General features: G+C 45.4%; 11 protein-coding genes and 1 pseudogene. 8 read left to right on the top strand and 4 right to left on the bottom strand.

The genetic code is table 11. The features are described 5' to 3' along the window. Positions 1–81 precede the first annotated feature (81 nt). Complete coding sequence (gene exeM / locus SO_RS04955; protein ID WP_011071320.1) at positions 82–2,697, bottom strand: extracellular exonuclease ExeM; 2,616 nt, start codon at positions 2,695–2,697, stop codon at positions 82–84. Between the two features lie 563 nt (positions 2,698–3,260). Beyond that, complete coding sequence (gene fkpA, locus SO_RS04950) at positions 3,261–4,028, bottom strand: FKBP-type peptidyl-prolyl cis-trans isomerase (protein ID WP_011071319.1); 768 nt, start codon at positions 4,026–4,028, stop codon at positions 3,261–3,263. Between the two features lie 153 nt (positions 4,029–4,181). Between fkpA and SO_RS04945 the strand changes: the two genes are divergently transcribed. The 7 genes from SO_RS04945 to SO_RS04915 all read left to right on the top strand — a co-directional run bounded on the left by SO_RS04945 (position 4,182) and on the right by SO_RS04915 (position 13,273). After that, positions 4,182–5,132 (top strand): WD40 repeat domain-containing protein, encoded by a 951-nt coding sequence (locus tag SO_RS04945; protein ID WP_011071318.1) that lies wholly within the window; start codon positions 4,182–4,184, stop codon positions 5,130–5,132. A gap of 9 nt (positions 5,133–5,141) precedes the next feature. Further along, complete coding sequence (locus SO_RS04940; protein ID WP_011071317.1) at positions 5,142–5,354, top strand: SlyX family protein; 213 nt, start codon at positions 5,142–5,144, stop codon at positions 5,352–5,354. Between the two features lie 57 nt (positions 5,355–5,411). Then, on the top strand, positions 5,412–5,957 hold the full coding sequence (gene def / locus SO_RS04935) for a peptide deformylase (RefSeq protein WP_011071316.1): 546 nt from the start codon (positions 5,412–5,414) through the stop codon (positions 5,955–5,957). Beyond that, positions 5,954–7,354, top strand: coding sequence for a COG3014 family protein (locus SO_RS04930; protein WP_011071315.1), 1,401 nt, complete (start codon positions 5,954–5,956; stop codon positions 7,352–7,354). The genes def and SO_RS04930 overlap by 4 nt, the downstream gene beginning before the upstream one ends. 67 nt (positions 7,355–7,421) lie before the next feature. Next, complete coding sequence (lpoB, locus tag SO_RS04925; RefSeq protein WP_172966546.1) at positions 7,422–8,015, top strand: penicillin-binding protein activator LpoB; 594 nt, start codon at positions 7,422–7,424, stop codon at positions 8,013–8,015. A 239-nt stretch (positions 8,016–8,254) separates the two neighbouring features. After that, positions 8,255–10,888, top strand: coding sequence for an aminopeptidase N (gene pepN, locus SO_RS04920; protein WP_011071313.1), 2,634 nt, complete (start codon positions 8,255–8,257; stop codon positions 10,886–10,888). Positions 10,889–11,380: 492 nt separating this feature from the next. Next, positions 11,381–13,273, top strand: a complete 1,893-nt coding sequence (locus SO_RS04915; protein WP_011071312.1) for a methyl-accepting chemotaxis protein — start codon at positions 11,381–11,383, stop codon at positions 13,271–13,273. Between the two features lie 68 nt (positions 13,274–13,341). Here the strand turns inward: SO_RS04915 and SO_RS04910 are convergent, their stop codons facing one another. After that, positions 13,342–14,730: a sensor domain-containing protein gene (locus tag SO_RS04910; protein WP_011071311.1), complete on the bottom strand. Its 1,389-nt coding sequence runs from the start codon at positions 14,728–14,730 to the stop codon at positions 13,342–13,344. Positions 14,731–15,139: 409 nt separating this feature from the next. On the opposite strand from SO_RS04910, the pseudogene SO_RS04905 reads away from it, so the two are divergent. Then, a pseudogene (locus tag SO_RS04905) lies at positions 15,140–16,040 on the top strand (DUF72 domain-containing protein). Between the two features lie 74 nt (positions 16,041–16,114). On the opposite strand, the gene SO_RS04900 reads toward SO_RS04905, so the two are convergent. After that, positions 16,115–16,963, bottom strand: coding sequence for an isocitrate lyase/PEP mutase family protein (locus SO_RS04900; protein WP_011071310.1), 849 nt, complete (start codon positions 16,961–16,963; stop codon positions 16,115–16,117). Positions 16,964–17,025 lie beyond the last annotated feature (62 nt).

Genomic DNA, 17,025 nt, shown 5'->3' with positions numbered 1-17,025 from the left:
CCAGCACCATAAAAAAGGGATGGCAAACCATCCCTTAGTTTTGAGTTTAGCTTACAACCTAGTCGTGAGAGTGCAAACAGTTCAATAACGGCGACGACGTTGTAAACCCAATAGCGATAACAAGGCTAAGCCCAAGTAACCTAGCGCACCGCCATCATCCTTTGGCGTCGGCTGCGGTTTTGGTGGCACCACAGGTGCTGGATAGCTTAACGCCACAATCACAGGGTCATGGTCTGAAGCAGAAAACGCATTCTCAGATTTGACAAGATTACCTGAGAATTTTTTACCGAATTCGAACAGGCTAGACTCCACCGAGTTGATATGCCAATCTTCGATATCCACTAAACGCTTGGCAAGGCTAGTGTTTGCCAAGGCATGGTCGAGGTTGCCTAACTCACCATTGTAGCTGTATGAGTAAGTGCCAGTACCGTGAGCTTTAGTATTGAGATTGATAAGACCATAGCCCTTGTCAATCTTGCTACCTTGGCGTTCATACACTTTGCCATTTAAGGTGGTCCAAGAGGCAGTCATGATGTCGCGGTCAGACTTGCTGGCATCGAAGTCAGTCAATACGCGCAGAGGATCTTCCATACCATAGGCATTCATATCGCCGATAACCAGTAAATCGCCTTTCACGTCTTTTAACGCTTCACCTAACACTTTCGCCGCTGACACACGGAATTCGTTACATCTACCCTGTAGATCAGCAGGATCGACTGACTCTTCGAAGTTAACCCAATCTTCCAAACAGCCTGAATTCTTTGATTTAAGGTGGTTAACAACAACGGTTAAGTTTTGATCATGGATCTTAAAGGTTTGCGCTAAGCTGTGACGTTGGTAAGCATCATTGCCAGGGTTAGTCTCAGTCTTGCCATCTTTAATGCGAGTCACACTGCCCACACTCGCATGTTGCTCAGGAGTTTCAATAGTACGAGCCGCACCCGCAAGGCTTACTTTACCAGCACGATAAAGCATACCAACAGTAATGGCATCGCTACCAAAGTACTTGCCGTCGTATTTATCTGTGTCGGCGATTTGAATATAGCTGTAAGCATTTTCTGTGGTTTGCTTCTCGTTTAAGGCATCGACCAAGTTCTTAATCGCGCTCTTTTCGCCAAAACCGTTGTTAGCAATTTCCATTAAGCCAACGATATCGGCATTCATGGCGGTAATCGCACTGACGATTTTTGTGCGTTGTAATAGCATTTCTTCTTCGGTCAATGCGCCGCGGTTACCACCTGATGGGTTAGTATCGCCACCCACAACATCGTTGAAGAAGTTAAGCACGTTGAAACTGGCCACACGAATATCGCCTTTGGTGGCCACGCTGGGTGCATCGGTTCTATCATCGCCACGGATAAAATCGCCAGCAGTAATAGTATTAGTTGCCACTAAACGGTAAGCCCCGTAGCTGTAGCCAACCACACCTTGCAGATTTGTCAGTTGATCGCCCACGCGGATATAACCTGTTTCGGCGTTAAAGTCGGGGAAGTAAGGAATAATGCCATCCGCAGGCTTGTAATCGGATTCAATAAACAGCTGATTCTCGCGGTTTGATTTAGCTAATGCCGTCGCCTCGGCAGAAAGTGCTGGATATAACTGGGTCGGCTTCATCAGGGGTGCTTTGTATGACACCAACATGTTATTGCGCTTACCTGCGTAGTCGTAGCTAAAGGTACGGTTGATCTTCAAATCGCTGCCCGCATCCAATAGTACATTCATCCCTTCAAAACGCTCTAATGCCTGAGCTAAAGTTTCACCTTCTGCAACATAGAAAGGCGCGGCGACTGGGACTTCACCCTTAGTGCCAGCTTCAAATTTCTTATCGGTTTTGATATCAATTTGAGTCAAGCCGAAGTATTCCTTCACCTTACCCTGAACACAAATTTCAACCCCAGGCTGAATCGCTGGAGGTGGCGCTTCACCTAAAAACACAAATACACCATCGGAAGTGTATGGCGAGTTATCACCCTTCACTTCTTGTAGATAAAAACCTTTAAATAAATTCTCACCACGGGCAGTGACGACACCGCGAACGGTTACTTCGCTTTCAGACTCGAATGCGCCAGCTGGCACATAAGGACTAGACTCTCCCGCACCTTGAACTTGGTAAATTGGGACAATTTTTGCACCGCTGCAGCTAAATGCAGGTGTTTCAGGCTTAGTAGGGGTATCCAGTGAGCCAAGGCCAGTGAAAGTATCTTTAGGTAATTGTTCCCACTGGGCAGGATTAAAGACAGTATTTGCCACTAATGAGTCAAGCTTGCGCTTAAGGGTAACATCAAGCCCCCAACCCACAGGGGTTGGCACGTCACCAATAATATCGACAACCGCACCATCTTTAACTAAGGCAACCGCATCGCCACCGTTAAAACTTAAGGTACCAGAAAAACTATCAACGCCTTGAGGCAGGGTAATAACACCACTTGAATTGAGAATGACTTTAGTAGCTTTAGGTGCGATGCTTTGTCCATCTAACACTTGCATATCTGCCGCATCGGTGGCGCCATCTTTATAACGAACGAGTTTATAACCGGTAAGATCTATTGCTGTATTGCCACTGTTATATAATTCAATCGCTTTGTTATTTGAGCTACCTTCAACATACTCAGTGATCATTACATTAGCGTTTGCCATCATAGGCAAAGCCGCGGCTACAGCTAAAGAAACAGCTGTTAACTTATTAACATTTTCCATATCAACAACCCCATCATTATAATATTGCCGCTAATTTTTATTAACGTGCGGGCAGATTATTCCAGAGTTGCAGGGCTAAAAAAAGGGGGCAAGATCTCACTATGCACGCATAAGATATTGATGGAAATGAAATTTTACGGGTTAAATTGTCTTATATTCAGAACAGTAGCATAAGGCAAAAGTGTTAAATAATGACAAAACAATAAGTAAGAAAAAGACATCTAACAGACCCAATCAAGCCCGATGAGTAAATAATAACCGCAAAAATAAATGTGATATTTTAATGATATTTTTTAACATACCATTCTGAATAAACGCATTAAACTTCCCATATTCAATATACGTGGTTAATTTAACCCTTAATCAGTCTTTAATTATTTTGAAATAATTGCTCTTTTAAAACCAAATAATCACGTTCCCAAATAAAAATTTAAACAACAATAAAGCCAAGTCCCTTAATATGACTAGGTTTACTGATAGATTAAAACAACTGTGGGATTCAATCGCATAAAAAAATACCGCCCTAGGGCGGTATTTTTATAAAAGCGAACGGCTGCTAAACATTACTTCTTAGCAGGCTCTGCTGCAGGAGCAGCTGCTTTCTCAATTGATTTCAGTTCAACTTCAAAAATCAGCGTTGAGTTAGGTGGAATAGTACCATTATCGCGATCACCGTAAGCTAAGTTTGCAGGAATAACAAACTTGTACTTAGCGCCAACTGGCATCAATTGTACGCCTTCGGTCCAACCAGGAATAACACGATTCAACGGGAACTTAAGCGACTCACCACGTTTGTACGAGCTATCAAACTCTTTACCGTCAATCAGTGTGCCCACGTAATCCACTTCAACTGTGTCTTCAGCAGCTGGCTTCTCACCTGAACCTGGAGTTAATACTTCGTATTGCAGGCCAGATTCAGTGGTGACGACGCCAGACTTAGCTTTGTTTTCATCAAGGAACTTTTTGCCATCCTCGAGATTTTTCACCGCAATGGCTTTAGCTTGTTCTTGACGTTTGTCGTTTAACTTTTTATCTAAACTTTGAAGAATGGTTTGCATTTCTTCTTCAGTTAATTTCAGTTGATCATTTAAACCGCTAGTGAAACCAGTCACGATCAAAGTGCGGTCAACTGGCAGGCCTAATTCTTCTTGCTCTTTAATATGGCCAGACATATAACGACCGATTGAAGCGCCAACACTGTAGGCTTCTTTCTGTGCTTCAGTCGTTAATTCAACATTTGTGCTTGCATTTGTTGCTTTTTCTTCTTGATTACAAGCAGATAGGCCAATAACAGCCAATGCAACTAACGATAATTTATAAATCGATTTCATTAAAGCTTCCTCAGCATCCTCAAGCGGTTACAATAACCTAAGCGCGACAACTTTATACTAGTTATCTGGGTTATACCAACTAGATTCTTTATGGGTTAACTGTGATTAATTTCACTCTACCGGACTAGAGACACCAACTTTAGGAGCAAGTTCATGAAGAAAACCCTACTGCTGGTAATTTGCACGATGTTTTTAACTGCATGCCACCCCAGAGCCGACGATATTCGCGAGCTCTCAAAAGAGCCTTCTTACAGTGCCAGCCTCTCAAGTGATGGCACGCTTGCCATTATCGCCACACAGAGTCAGGGAGTGCAGTGTTGGGACTTAATCCATCACACCCTAAAATACCAATGGATACATGGTGACCTCAATACAGGCGTGACCAGCACAGCCATTTCGCCTAATGGTGAGTTTGTTGCATCGTTAAGCCGCGATTCAGTTGTGCTATGGACAATTGCCGATGGAAAATCCCTCGGTTGGTGGTCACTGCCATCATCGGGAGAAAGTGTTGCGGTGGCCAACAATGGGGCTTTACTTATCGGCTTAAACGATGGCAGCGTTATGTCCCTCAATGCGGCTAAAACGGCACTGATTAAGTTTTTAGGTCATAAAGAACGAGTCAATACGGTTGCCATTTCAGCAGATGGGCGCATAGCGCTTACGGGTTCAAATGATATGCAGGCCATTTTATGGCAAGCGCAGAGCGGGCAGCCTATCCACACTTGGGATCTGGGCAGTCGAGTGACTAAAGTAGCACTGAACGACAGTGGCAGTTTAAGTTTTACCAATGGCAGTACTAATGAAGCAAAAATATGGGACAATGCAAGCGGTAAGCTTTTAAATCAATTAGAGATTAACCGTCGCCAAATGACCTTTTCAGCGGTACGATTTACTCAGCAAGACAACCAGTTATTAACCGGTACCCCCGCCCGCGAAGTCACACTCTGGCAACGCAATACGGGGAAACCTATTGCCCAATGGCAAATTGCGCTGACGAAAAACAGCCAAAACCGTGGAGCCGTTGTATACTCTGTGGCAATTCGAGATACCAATAAAATCGTTAGTATCAGTAGCCAAGGCTTAGTCGAGACTTGGCAACAATAGAGGTTAGTCATGCAAGGCGTACAAGAACAGATTGAAGAGCTGCAAACTAAATTAGCTTTTCAAGAGCTCACGGTCGAAGAGTTGAACCAAGAAGTGATTAAATTGAACCAACTCGTGGCCCACCAGCAACATCAAATCCAGCTATTAATTGGAAAGTTGCAGGCGATAGAGCCGAGTAATATGGCGACCCAAGCCGAAGAGACACCACCACCCCATTATTAGTAATAACGAACTAAAATCGTAAGCCAAACGATGAACACTAAATATCCAAGGAATGCGATGTTTAAAGATGAAATGCGACAAACACCCAATAAGCCACTGCCGATAGCCGTGGTGGGGGAAGCCATTTTAAAACAACAGGCGATTGAAGTACGTGACTTTGATGACACACTCAGTCAGTTAGCATCGCAAATGGCAGCAAGCATGGTGGAGGCAAAAGGCGTCGGCATTGCCGCCCCTCAAGTCCATAGCCCACTCGCCCTGTTTATCATGGCCTCAAGACCAAACGAGCGTTATCCCGATGCCCCCTTAATGGAACCACTTGTGGTGGTTAACCCACAGATCGTGTTGAGATCTTTGCAACTTGAGAAGGGGGAGGAAGGTTGTTTATCTGTCCCTGGGCAACGGTTTACCATTTGGCGCCCTCAGACGATTGTTGTGCGCTATCAAAACCTCGCAGGACAGTGGCAACACTCTGAGTTAACAGGTTTTATCGCACGCATTTTCCAACATGAATTTGATCATCTTCAAGGGATCACTTTGCTTGAGCGTTCACAAATGCCAGAGCAAAAACTAATGGCGCAAGAAGGTAAACCACAGGCATGAAAACCACCTTCATTCATTCTTTTATCAGACCCACAATCAGCACGCTCATGCTCGCCGCCATCTTAGGCTCGAGTGGTTGTGCTTATAACAGTATTTTTATTAATTACCCGGCACAAATTGCGCCAGTAAAACAAGAACTCAATACTGCTAAGCCCATGGCTGAGATAGATAAATTAGCCAGTAATATCCAAGGTAATGACGGTTTACTTTACGCACAAGAGGCGGGGCGCGTGGCCCAAGTTGCGGGGGATTTTGCCAGCAGTAAAAAGTACTACCAGCAAGCGGTTGCAGCCTATACGGCCTTTGATGACAAAGCCAAAATTAGTGCCAGCGATATCGGCGCAACGGCCACCAGCTTAGTGTTAAACGATAATGCCATACCCTATCGCGGCCCGGGCTACGAGCGGATTATGCTACACCAATATCAGGCGCTAAATTACCTCTTCAGCGGCGACTATCAAGGCGCATTGGTGGAAGTTCGTCGCAGTAACGAACTGCAAAGCTCAGAGCAGGAACGCTATCAAAAGTCGCAAAAATCAGTACAAGCTATGGCCAATGGCACAATCGATGCTGAGGTCAATCGGCTCGGTCAAGCGGCTGGCACTGTGACCAGTTCCTTCCTAAACGCCTATAGTTATTACACAACGGGCGTACTTCACGAAGTGCTTGGTGAGCCAAACGACGCCTTTATTGATTATCGTAAAGCGGCGCAAATCACCCCAGATAACACTTATCTGCAACAGGATTTAGTGCGCCTTGCCAAACAACTCGGCATGCCACAATACGATGAATTTAAAAAGCGCTGGGGCGATGCCAAACTCCCAAAAGCGGGTGAAGGCCAAGTGATTTTAATGGTCGAAAAAGGCTTTGTACCTGAAAAACAAGCGCTCACAGTCCCCTTTACCATTCATGGCAACTGGCAAACCGTGTCTCTAGCCACCTACGGACCAAACAATAGCTATGTACCAGAGACGCAGGTACAAGGCTTAGGTACAGTGCTCAAAACGGAACCTATCGCCAATATTGATGCCTTAGCGATTACCGCCTTGAAGGAAGATTTACCCGGCACCTTAGTCCGCCAAGTGGCGCGGGTATATGCTAAATCGGAGATGGCTTACCAGGTCGAAAAAAGCGGTAAGCCAGGCAATAATGCCGCCGATATTGGCAGTATCGCCATGCAGATTTTTAACGTTGTCACCGAACAGGCGGATCGCCGCAGTTGGTTGACACTGCCAAAACAAGCGCAAATTGGCAGACGTTATCTCAATCCGGGTGAATATACTCTGCAATTGGATAAGGCTCCACCGGCAAAAATTGAAGTTGCTGCAGGCAAGACCACCTTGGTCTGGGCAATTGATACTGGTAATTACACCCGAATTTATTCAATAATCATTTAACCGAGCGGTGAATGTTTGAATAAAACGAGTGTCATTAAGTTTTTACAATCACAAAATGGAACTGACTATGAAACAATTTAAACTGATTTTTGTGCTGGCTGCCGTGATGGGTCTGGCTGCATGTCAATCGAAAGTCGAGTATGGCGATGCCACTGAAGTTGAAACCGTTAACGAAAACTTTGGTTCAACGGATCTGCAAGCCATTGCCGCTAAGATGGTCGATAGCATGATGACATTCCCGCCTATCGTAGCGATAACAGCGAATAACCGCCCAATCTTGTTTGTTGATAGCATCAAAAACAAAACCTCAGAGCATATTGATACTGAGTCAGTGACCGACTCGATCAGCAATAAGTTACTGCGTTCTGGCAAGTTCCGTTTTATCGATATGACTAAAGTCGATTCAGTACGTAAGCAACTGGATTATCAAAATAATACTGGTATGGTTGACCCATCAACCGCAATCAAATTTGGCCGCCAAATCGGTGCTCAATACATGCTCTATGGCAACCTATCAAGCATTGTGAAGCAAGATGGCAGCACCAAAGACGTTTACTACAAGATGACAATGCGCCTGATGGATTTAGAAACAGGTCTTATCGAATGGTCTGACGAAAAAGAAATCCGCAAGACTAAGTCTAAGTCTTTCTTGGGCATGTAATTCATTACAGCACCATCGGCTAACGCCGAAATATGCCAAAAAAGCCAGCATTTTTGCTGGTTTTTTTACATTTTTAACATTGGTTATCCATGCTAAATAAGGTAGTGTACTCGCCCAAAACACTCAGCAATGATGCCGCCTTCAAACGGGGATGAGTTTGCCACTCAGCGAGGGCTTCACTCGCACTCCTACGCTGCATCAAAGCCATAAATAAAGTACATCGTTGAAGGATTGAAGTAGTGAATTTGTTTAAAGCTAGCCTAGTCGCCCTCACCTGCTCAGCATTAATGTCGTGCGCCGTCCAAAATCCTTTAAATACAGGACCAAGGGATACGAGTCCCTATATCAGCCAGTATCAGGCAAGTTTGCGTTCACAGGTGATATCGAATGTACATTATGAGTTGGATTTTCAACTGACTGGCGATACCGAATTCAGTGCGACAACGAAAGTGAACTTCAATTTAAGCGAAGTGCCCAAGCAACTGAGCTTAGATCTCAACAAAGCACAAATTAAGCGCTTTTTGATCAACGGCACCGCCGTTTATCCTAATTACAATGGCGCCTATATCAGCCTCAACACTCGCTTACTGACTTCAGGGGAAAACACAATTGAAGTGCAATTCACCCGAGCCCACAGTACCAATGGTGAAGGTTTGCACCGGTTCCAAGACCCAGTTGATGGCAAGGTTTACCTTTACTCCCATTTTGAACCTGCCGCCGCCCAACAAATGTTTGCGGTATTTGATCAACCCGACTTGAAGGCCAATTATAAAATCAGCGTAACTGCACCTAGGGATTGGCAAGTTATCAGTACGACCCGTGAAACGACCGTCACCCCAGCTGGCGCCTTTAATCGTTGGGAGTTTCCTGAAACGCCTAAGTTAAGCCCTTATAACTTCTCCATGCATGCTGGCCCATATTATATGTGGCAGGATAATTCTGGCCGTTATCCAATGCGCTTATTCGCACGGCAATCCGTTGCCAGCCAAGTGAATCCACAGGACTGGTTTACCTACACCAAACAAGGGTTAACCTTCTTTGACGCCTACTTTGGTATTCCTTACCCCTTTAAAAAATATGATCAGATCCTCGTGCCTGATTTTCTCTACGGCGCGATGGAAAACGCAGGAGCAGTGACCTTCGCCGAAGATCACTTCCTCCACAAAGCGGAAATGACCGCCGAGCAAAAACAAAACTTAGCGGGCGTAATTATGCACGAAATGGCCCACCAATGGTTTGGCGATCTGGTGACCATGAAGTGGTGGAACAGCCTCTGGTTAAACGAAAGTTTTGCTTCTTTTATGGGTACACTTGCAACCCAAGAAGCCACTGAATTTACCAATGCATGGCGCAGTTTTTATGCTCAAGGTAAACAACGTGCCTATGAGCAAGACAGCTTAGTGACCACTCATCCCATTGAAGTACCCGTGGCAACAACCCAAAATGCCTTCGATAATATCGATGCCATTACCTATCAAAAAGGCGCCTCAACCCTCAAACAACTACGCCATTTACTCGGTGATGTGGTGTTTCGCCGCGGCGTGAGCAACTACCTCAAACAATATAGTTATCAAAATGCCGAGCTAGATGACTTCATCAATAGCCTCGCCAAAGCCTCGAATCGTGACTTAAGCGCATGGACGCAGGAATGGCTTTACAGCGCAGGGGTAAACACGATCAAGGCAGAGTACCGCTGCGACGGTAACCGCATCAGCGAATTTAGCCTACTGCAATATCCTGCCAGCAGCGAACTGCCAACACTTAGGGAGCAAAAAGTCCAAATCGCGCTCTTCACAAAAGGACGTTTCGATTTACGACATGAGACCACAGTGCCAGTCACCTACAAAGGTGAGCGCACGGAAGTGAAGCAATTAGTCGGTGAGCGTTGTCCAGATCTGGTTTACCCTAACTACGATGACTGGGGCTATGTAAAGGTACAACTCGATGACAAATCCTTTGATACCGCCAAGCAACAGCTAAGCAAGGTGACAGACCCGCTTCTGCGTTCAATGTTATGGCAAAGCCTGTGGGACAGTGTGCGTGAGGGCAACCTGAGTTTGGACCAATACCTGAGCACAGTGTTTATTAATGCACCAGCAGAAAATGACTACACAGTCGTCGGCCAAATTATTTCAAGCCTGCTACGCAGTAAAGCGTACCTTGCGCAAATCGCACCAATCCAGCAAAACTATGCTGAAAATGCAGTAAAAGGCTTAGCACAAATGAGCCTTCGAAAAACCATGGAGAGTAGAGGCAACAATGACTTCCAGCGCCGCTGGTTTAATGCCTATATTCAATTAGCGGGCGATCGCGACAGTTTACGCCACTTAGCACAATTACTAGATGGCACAACCAAAATCAAAGGGTTAACCTTAGATCAAGATCTGCGCTGGGCTATCATAACTCAGCTCAATCGCTACGACTTCCCCAATGCGCAGCAACGTATTACACGGGAAAGCGCACGCGATAACTCAGATTCAGGGGAAAAGTCTGCATTAGCTGCACAGGTTATCCGCCCAGAAGCCGCGGCGAAGCGTCGTTGGTTAAGTAAGGTGCATACCGATGCACTGCCCTTTGCAAAACAGCGCATTATCATGGAAAACCTTTATCCTGCTGAGCAAAAGCTCTTAAGTGCGGCCACCGCCGAAGAGCGCCTCGCAAACTTAGCAGACATGGATAAAAAAGGCCCGGTGTTTATGCGTAGCTACAGCCGCACTCTTATTCCAACCGATTGTAACTACAACAGTATTGCGGCCTTAGATAAAGTATTAGACAGCCAAACAGGCTTATCTAATCTTAGCCGTCGAACCTTATTAGAAACGCGCCAAGCCGAGCAGCGCTGCGTACTAATTAAAAATAAAATGACCCATTGATAATAGCTCACAAAAATGAGGCTCTGACGAGTCTCATTTTTTAGCACCATCCAAACCATTTACAAAACTAAGAGTTATGCCATCAAAAGCTTGAGTAAATGTTTATTCCACACTGTATGCTGTAATTCAAGGTTGAATTGCACCCGCCAATAGTATTGGCAAAAGAAATATAAGGCATGTATGTAGCCAAGGATTAAAACACCAGCGTGGTTCATATTATTCTGTTCGCCCTCTTAAGCGCGTGTTCAAGATGCTATCATTTATTACTCTTTGAAAATGCTATGTTTATAGTCATCCCTATATTGTGCGGTAAATCAAGCCTGCTATTTCACGTTGTGCAATTTGCCGATCTCGACTTAAAAATAAAATAAGGTTCAGTCCACAACTTTATCAAATCGATAATGATAAGCCATGAACTATTAATACTTTAGCCATTTCAGCCGCTATACTCTATTAACGTTAGGCTGCTAACGGAATTTAAAGGAATTAAATATGCGTTCAACACTTAAAACTCGCCTACTTTTTAGTAGTCTCTTTGCTGTATTCATTACCGTCGCAGTGCTGGTAAGTATTTCAAGTTATGTCATTAGAAATCATGCAATAGATAATACCCAAGGTGAGATCGATCAACTCGCTAACACCTTTGCAGAAGGTATTGGTCTGTGGATGCAAGATAGAAAAACAGCCATCACTAGCCTTAAAAAGACTGTTGAAGCTGATCCCAATGTGCAAATTACCCCTTATTTATTACAGGCCCACAATGCGATGGGATTTGCACTCACGTATTTTGGTGACGAGCAAGGCAACATGTACCGCCAAGACCCCGCGCTCAATACCGCAAACTATGACCCACGCGAACGCCCTTGGTATATGGATGCTAAAGCTGCCAATGCCATGGTAATGACGGCCCCCTATGTTAGCGCCACGCTTAAAAAACAAGTTGTCACTATCGCAGAGCCCGTGATGGTCTCTGGTCGACTCTTCGGCGTAGCCGCCGCAAACCTGACCATAGATCAACTCACCGATGCGGTGCAACGACTCGAAGTGCCAGGCAAGGGCTACACTCTGATGGTAGACACCGCAGGACTTATCATTAGCCACCCCAACACTCAGCTCAATAACCAACAACTTACCAAAATTGATAGTCATTTCACCCCCAGTTGGCTATCCCAGCGCGCCAACGCCAATACCATGGAAGAGCGCGAGCTAGATGGTGGGACTCAATTAGTCTATGTAGCGGCCGTCCCCTCCACTGATTGGGCATTAATATTTGTGATGAATAAGCAAGAAATCATGTCACAAGCCACATCGCTTGCTTGGTGGATGTCAGCCGTGGGCGTGGGCTTACTGGTAATATTTGGCTTGGTCTTAGTCGCAATTTTCAAAATGCAATTTAAAGACTTAGAGCGCGTAGCTTTAGCACTCAACGATATAGCCGAAGGAGATGGCGATCTGACCGTTAGAATCCATACCGCAAACAGCCATGATGAAATTGGCATCTTGGCTTCAGGTTTTAACCGCTTTGTTGAACGCCTGCATGGCATGATTTCAAGAATGCACAATATTGCGGGCCAACTTGAATATCAAGCCAAGGGCAGCAGTGCTTCTGCAGCAGATAATAGTCAACGCATTGAGGTTCAACAGGATGAAGTGACCATGGTTGCAACCGCCGTTACCGAAATGGCCAGCGCCACCGAAGAGATTGCCAGCAATGCTGAGCATACCGCACAAACAGCGCAAAATGCCGTAAGCCTTTCAAATCATGGCCAAAAACAAGTGATGCAAAGTCAGCAATCTATTCGTAACTTAGCGAATGAGGTCGATACCGCAGGGCGTATTATCAGTGAGCTGAATGAACACTCACAAAAAATTAATAGCATTCTATTAACGATCAGTGGGATTGCAGAGCAAACTAACTTACTGGCGTTAAACGCTGCCATTGAAGCCGCACGTGCGGGTGAACAAGGTCGCGGTTTCGCTGTCGTTGCCGATGAAGTTCGCGTATTATCACAACGAACCCATTCTTCAACCCAAGAAATTCAAGCCATGATTGAAACCTTGCAACAAACGGCAGGCAAGGCGGTAAAATCCATGACCCAAAGTCATGATATGGCAGAAACCAGTGTGGCCGATGCTAACTCAGCCAGCGAAAGCCTGCTGCAGATCAGTAAAGCCATTAATGAAATTTCGGATATGGCAAGCCAAATCGCTACGGCCGCAGAGGAGCAAACCTCTGTCACCAGCGAAATTAACCGTAATACCGAGTCAATTCGTGAAGTTTCTGAAAATCTCTCTATTGAGGCCCAAAGCGCGATGGTGCAGTCACAGGAGCTTGCTCACTTAGCCGCCTCGCTTCAACAGGAAGTCTCACGTTTTAAACTATAAGAAGTTCATTGCCATTGATACCTCCCCCAATAGCGACTCATTATTGGGGGATTTTATCGAATCACCGGTTAGGATGTGAACACCTCTACGTGCTTCCCCCTCAACCCGTGATATCCCAACTCAATACGATTACCACCATTCTTTTTTGCCTTATACATCGCAGCATCAGCACAGGATAAGAGTTGTTGTTCATCTTTGCCATGCTCAGGATACAGAGCTACGCCAATACTAGGAAAAACATAAAGTTGTTGCTCTGTAAGCTCAAAAGGCTGGTTTAATGCTTCCAGTACTTTATGGGCGACGAGCAAAGTGTTGTGTGCAGAGTCAACTCGCTCAAGCAAAATCACAAACTCATCACCACCAAAACGTGCGACCGTATCTGACGCTCTCACACAACCAAGAAGCCTTTGTGCGGTAATCTGTAACAACAAATCCCCCACGCCATGTCCGTAAGTGTCGTTAACCCATTTAAACTTATCTAAGTCTAAATACAATAAGGAGAAATAACTCGACTCTCGATGCGAACGAGATAAAGCCTTTTGAAATCTATCGTAAAATAACTCTCTATTGGGCAAATGAGTCAATTGGTCGTAGAGCGCGATTTGCTCTAAGCGCGCCAACATTTGACGACGTTCAATGGCAAAAGCGATTTGAGATGAAACAAACTCAACCAGCTCGCAATCCTGTGAGGTATAGGTCCTCGAACCTGGCGTGCTAAGCATAATCAAGGCGCCAATGACACCCTTATGCAATTTCAGAGGTACACCGAGCCAACTGATATGGGAATCTTTAACGGTTGAATTTAATGGCGAAGAAAGCGTGTTTGACATCGGGCAAAAGAGTAAGGATTCACCCGTTTGAATAATCTGCTCAGCAAAATAATTAATATTGCCAATGTGAGCGCTAGTTTTGTCGGTCACCGACACACTATAGGGAAAATCTAATTGATTTACATCTTGGTCATAGAGCGCGATGGAAAAATTTTCCGCAGGTAACAGCTTTGCAATTATCTGATGAATATGGCTGTAAAGTGATAGCAAATCCTCGGCTACATGAACCGCTTCGGATATCTCATATAAGGCCGCTTGTCGACGCTCAGCAAGTTTATGCTTAGTGATGTCGCGAGCCACAGCAACGCGCTGCTGATACTCCTCAGACCAACGGGCAGACCAGAGAATATCCACAATGCTACCATCTTTGCGAACATAACGATTTTCAAAATCGAGTTGGTATCGGCCCGCCATAATTTCTTCGGCAGCTGCAAGGGTGCGTTCACGATCTTCTGGCAGAACTAAATCCAACACCTGCATCCCAATCATTTCATCGGATGTGTAACCAAAAATACGTTCAGCACCAGCACTCACAAATTCAAATCGCCCTGATTTATCCACCACACAGATGGCATCTAATAACAAATCAATAAAGCGACCAAGTGAAGTATATCCATCGTTTTGCACACTGCTCTCCCACCACACCCTAAAATAAAACGAGAATAGTTAACACTCCGCAGCTAACCTCTCCATCCCTGTATAAAAACCAACGCGCGAACACTTGATCATTAACGCTAAGCGCAGAGAATATCATACTATTAAAGTCGGTTAATTACCGTGACAGTCTCAAGAGCACAAAAATCTCTTTGATACGGATAAATGAAGGCCAAGTTGAAGTCAATCACTCAGGGGATCTCAAATGTTCTGCCTATTTGACTCAAATAAAACCATTTGAGCACAATAGCGATGCAGAATGTCTCCAAAGGCAGAGAAAGCCACTATAACGAATTAAATGGATTCATATTTCTTAGGAGTCAGTTTGGAGTCACTTAAGTCACTGCCGCGCCAAACCAATCATTTGCGTCTTGGGCTTGCCATGTGGTCACATTACCATTGGCAAGATAGTGTTTATGGTTCAACAACCAAACAAGCCGAGCGCCTTGCCCGTTATGCAACCATTTTTAACACGGTAGAAGGGAATACCAGTTTTTACGCTACGCCAAATGCACAAACTATGATGAACTGGCTCAGAGCTACCCCAGATGACTTTCGCTTTACCTTTAAGCTACCGCAGACGATCACCCATCAAAAGCAACTACAGCATTGTCAGCAGGAGCTTCTGCAATTCTTTCAAGTCATGTCGCCCTTGGCAGAAAAAACCGGGCTATGGAAGATCCAACTTCCCGCCCATTTCGGCCCAGAAAACTTGCCTGCGTTAGCGCAATTTCTCAATCAAGTCCCCCAAGGGTTAACCTATGGCGTCGAAGTCAGGCATGCTGCGTTTTTTGCCAAGGGAGAGGCTGAGCGAGCGCTAAACCGCTTGCTGATGGATAAACAGGTGAACCGCATCATTATGGACAGTCGGCCACTGTTTGCTCTGCCACCCGCTAACGAGGCGATTATCGATACCCATAAGAAAAAACCGCGGGTGCCAGTGCATGCAATCGCGACTGCCAATACGCCTGTGGTTCGCTTTATCGGGCAACCTGACGATGCATGCAGTTGCACAACTCGCGCAGCAAGGCGTTAGCGCTTTACCTAAGGATAACGATGCCTTTTTTGAGAATTGGCTCGCCCAACTCCCGCTATGGATCGCAGAAGGTCGAGAGCCCTATCTGTTTATTCATACTCCCGGCAATGAAGCCGCGCCTGAACTAGCCATCCGTCTCTATCAAAAATTGCGCAGCCAAATTGCAGCGCACATTCAACTCGCCGAGCTACGCCTGCTCGATAAGAAACCTGAGGAGACAAGCACGCAGATGGGACTTTCTTGGTAAAACGGGCGCTAAGTAAAACGGACATAAGAAGAAACCCACGGCAAACTCGCCGTGGGTATAGATGGAAAACAGCTTTAACTCGGGATAAATAAGTTATTTACTTGCTCAAAACCAAGGGAAATGGCTTTAGGAATTGAATCCTTATCAGCGGCAATAACCGCATCATTTGACTCTCGCTGAAACGGCTTTGCCTTAATTGAATTTAACAAAATTGGATTAAGCAAAGTGCTATAGGCTTGTAAAAATGAAGCTGGGCCAGTGGAAAAACGCTGCACACCTGCGGCAAATAACTCGCCGATATCCATCTGCTCATTCAATAGCATAAAATTCAGTGGCATATCCACAGCGGCAGACAAGCGCTTAGCGGTCTCGACCTCGGTCGCGCCAGGGATAAAGCCACCATCAGCACCCGCAGCCTGATATTGAGTTAACCTATCAATAGTCATAACGACTGCGGCCTCACCACTGGCTAAACCCAGTAAATACACATCAGCTCGCGCATTAATAAATAATCCTTGGCAACGAGGATGGGCGCGAATAGCTTTAATTTTTGCCACCATCTCAGCAACACCTGCACTGCCATCCTCAATATTAATTCCTGCTACGCCAAGCTCAGCAAGCTGCGCAACAAAAGCAGCAACCCCATCGGGATCTTGGCTATAACCAGATTCAATATCTATCGTCACGGGCACTCGGCTCAGCCGTAGGATATTGTTCACTACGTCCAATAAAGCCACTTTAGGTAGCGCTTGACCATCGGGATAACCGAGCGACCAAGCCAATGCCGCGCTACTGGTCGCAATCGCACGGGCGCCCGATGCTTGAATGATGGCCGCACTGGCGGCATCCCAAGCGTTAGTTAATATCAACGGCTCTGATTGTTGATGTAGTGCTTTAAAAAGTATTCTAGATTGCTCAGCCATCTTATGTCCTTGTTGGTGTTGAAGGCTCAACTCTAACAAGATGGCTTAGGTAATTATCGCGG

The sequence above is a fragment of the Shewanella oneidensis MR-1 genome (genome assembly GCF_000146165.2).
GTDB classification, from domain to species: domain Bacteria; phylum Pseudomonadota; class Gammaproteobacteria; order Enterobacterales; family Shewanellaceae; genus Shewanella; species Shewanella oneidensis.
This window is presented reverse-complemented; position numbering and strand designations above follow the sequence as displayed.

What these genes read in the sequence shown, in the direction of transcription:
- SO_RS04945 (WP_011071318.1), top strand. Translation starts at nt 4,182, where the DNA reads ATGAAGAAAACCCTACTGCTGGTAATTTGCACGATGTTTTTAACTGCA.
- exeM (WP_011071320.1), bottom strand. Translation starts at nt 2,697, where the DNA reads ATGGAAAATGTTAATAAGTTAACAGCTGTTTCTTTAGCTGTAGCCGCG.
- fkpA (WP_011071319.1), bottom strand. Translation starts at nt 4,028, where the DNA reads ATGAAATCGATTTATAAATTATCGTTAGTTGCATTGGCTGTTATTGGC.
- def (WP_011071316.1), top strand. Translation starts at nt 5,412, where the DNA reads ATGTTTAAAGATGAAATGCGACAAACACCCAATAAGCCACTGCCGATA.
- SO_RS04900 (WP_011071310.1), bottom strand. Translation starts at nt 16,963, where the DNA reads ATGGCTGAGCAATCTAGAATACTTTTTAAAGCACTACATCAACAATCA.
- SO_RS04915 (WP_011071312.1), top strand. Translation starts at nt 11,381, where the DNA reads ATGCGTTCAACACTTAAAACTCGCCTACTTTTTAGTAGTCTCTTTGCT.
- SO_RS04930 (WP_011071315.1), top strand. Translation starts at nt 5,954, where the DNA reads ATGAAAACCACCTTCATTCATTCTTTTATCAGACCCACAATCAGCACG.
- lpoB (WP_172966546.1), top strand. Translation starts at nt 7,422, where the DNA reads ATGAAACAATTTAAACTGATTTTTGTGCTGGCTGCCGTGATGGGTCTG.
- SO_RS04940 (WP_011071317.1), top strand. Translation starts at nt 5,142, where the DNA reads ATGCAAGGCGTACAAGAACAGATTGAAGAGCTGCAAACTAAATTAGCT.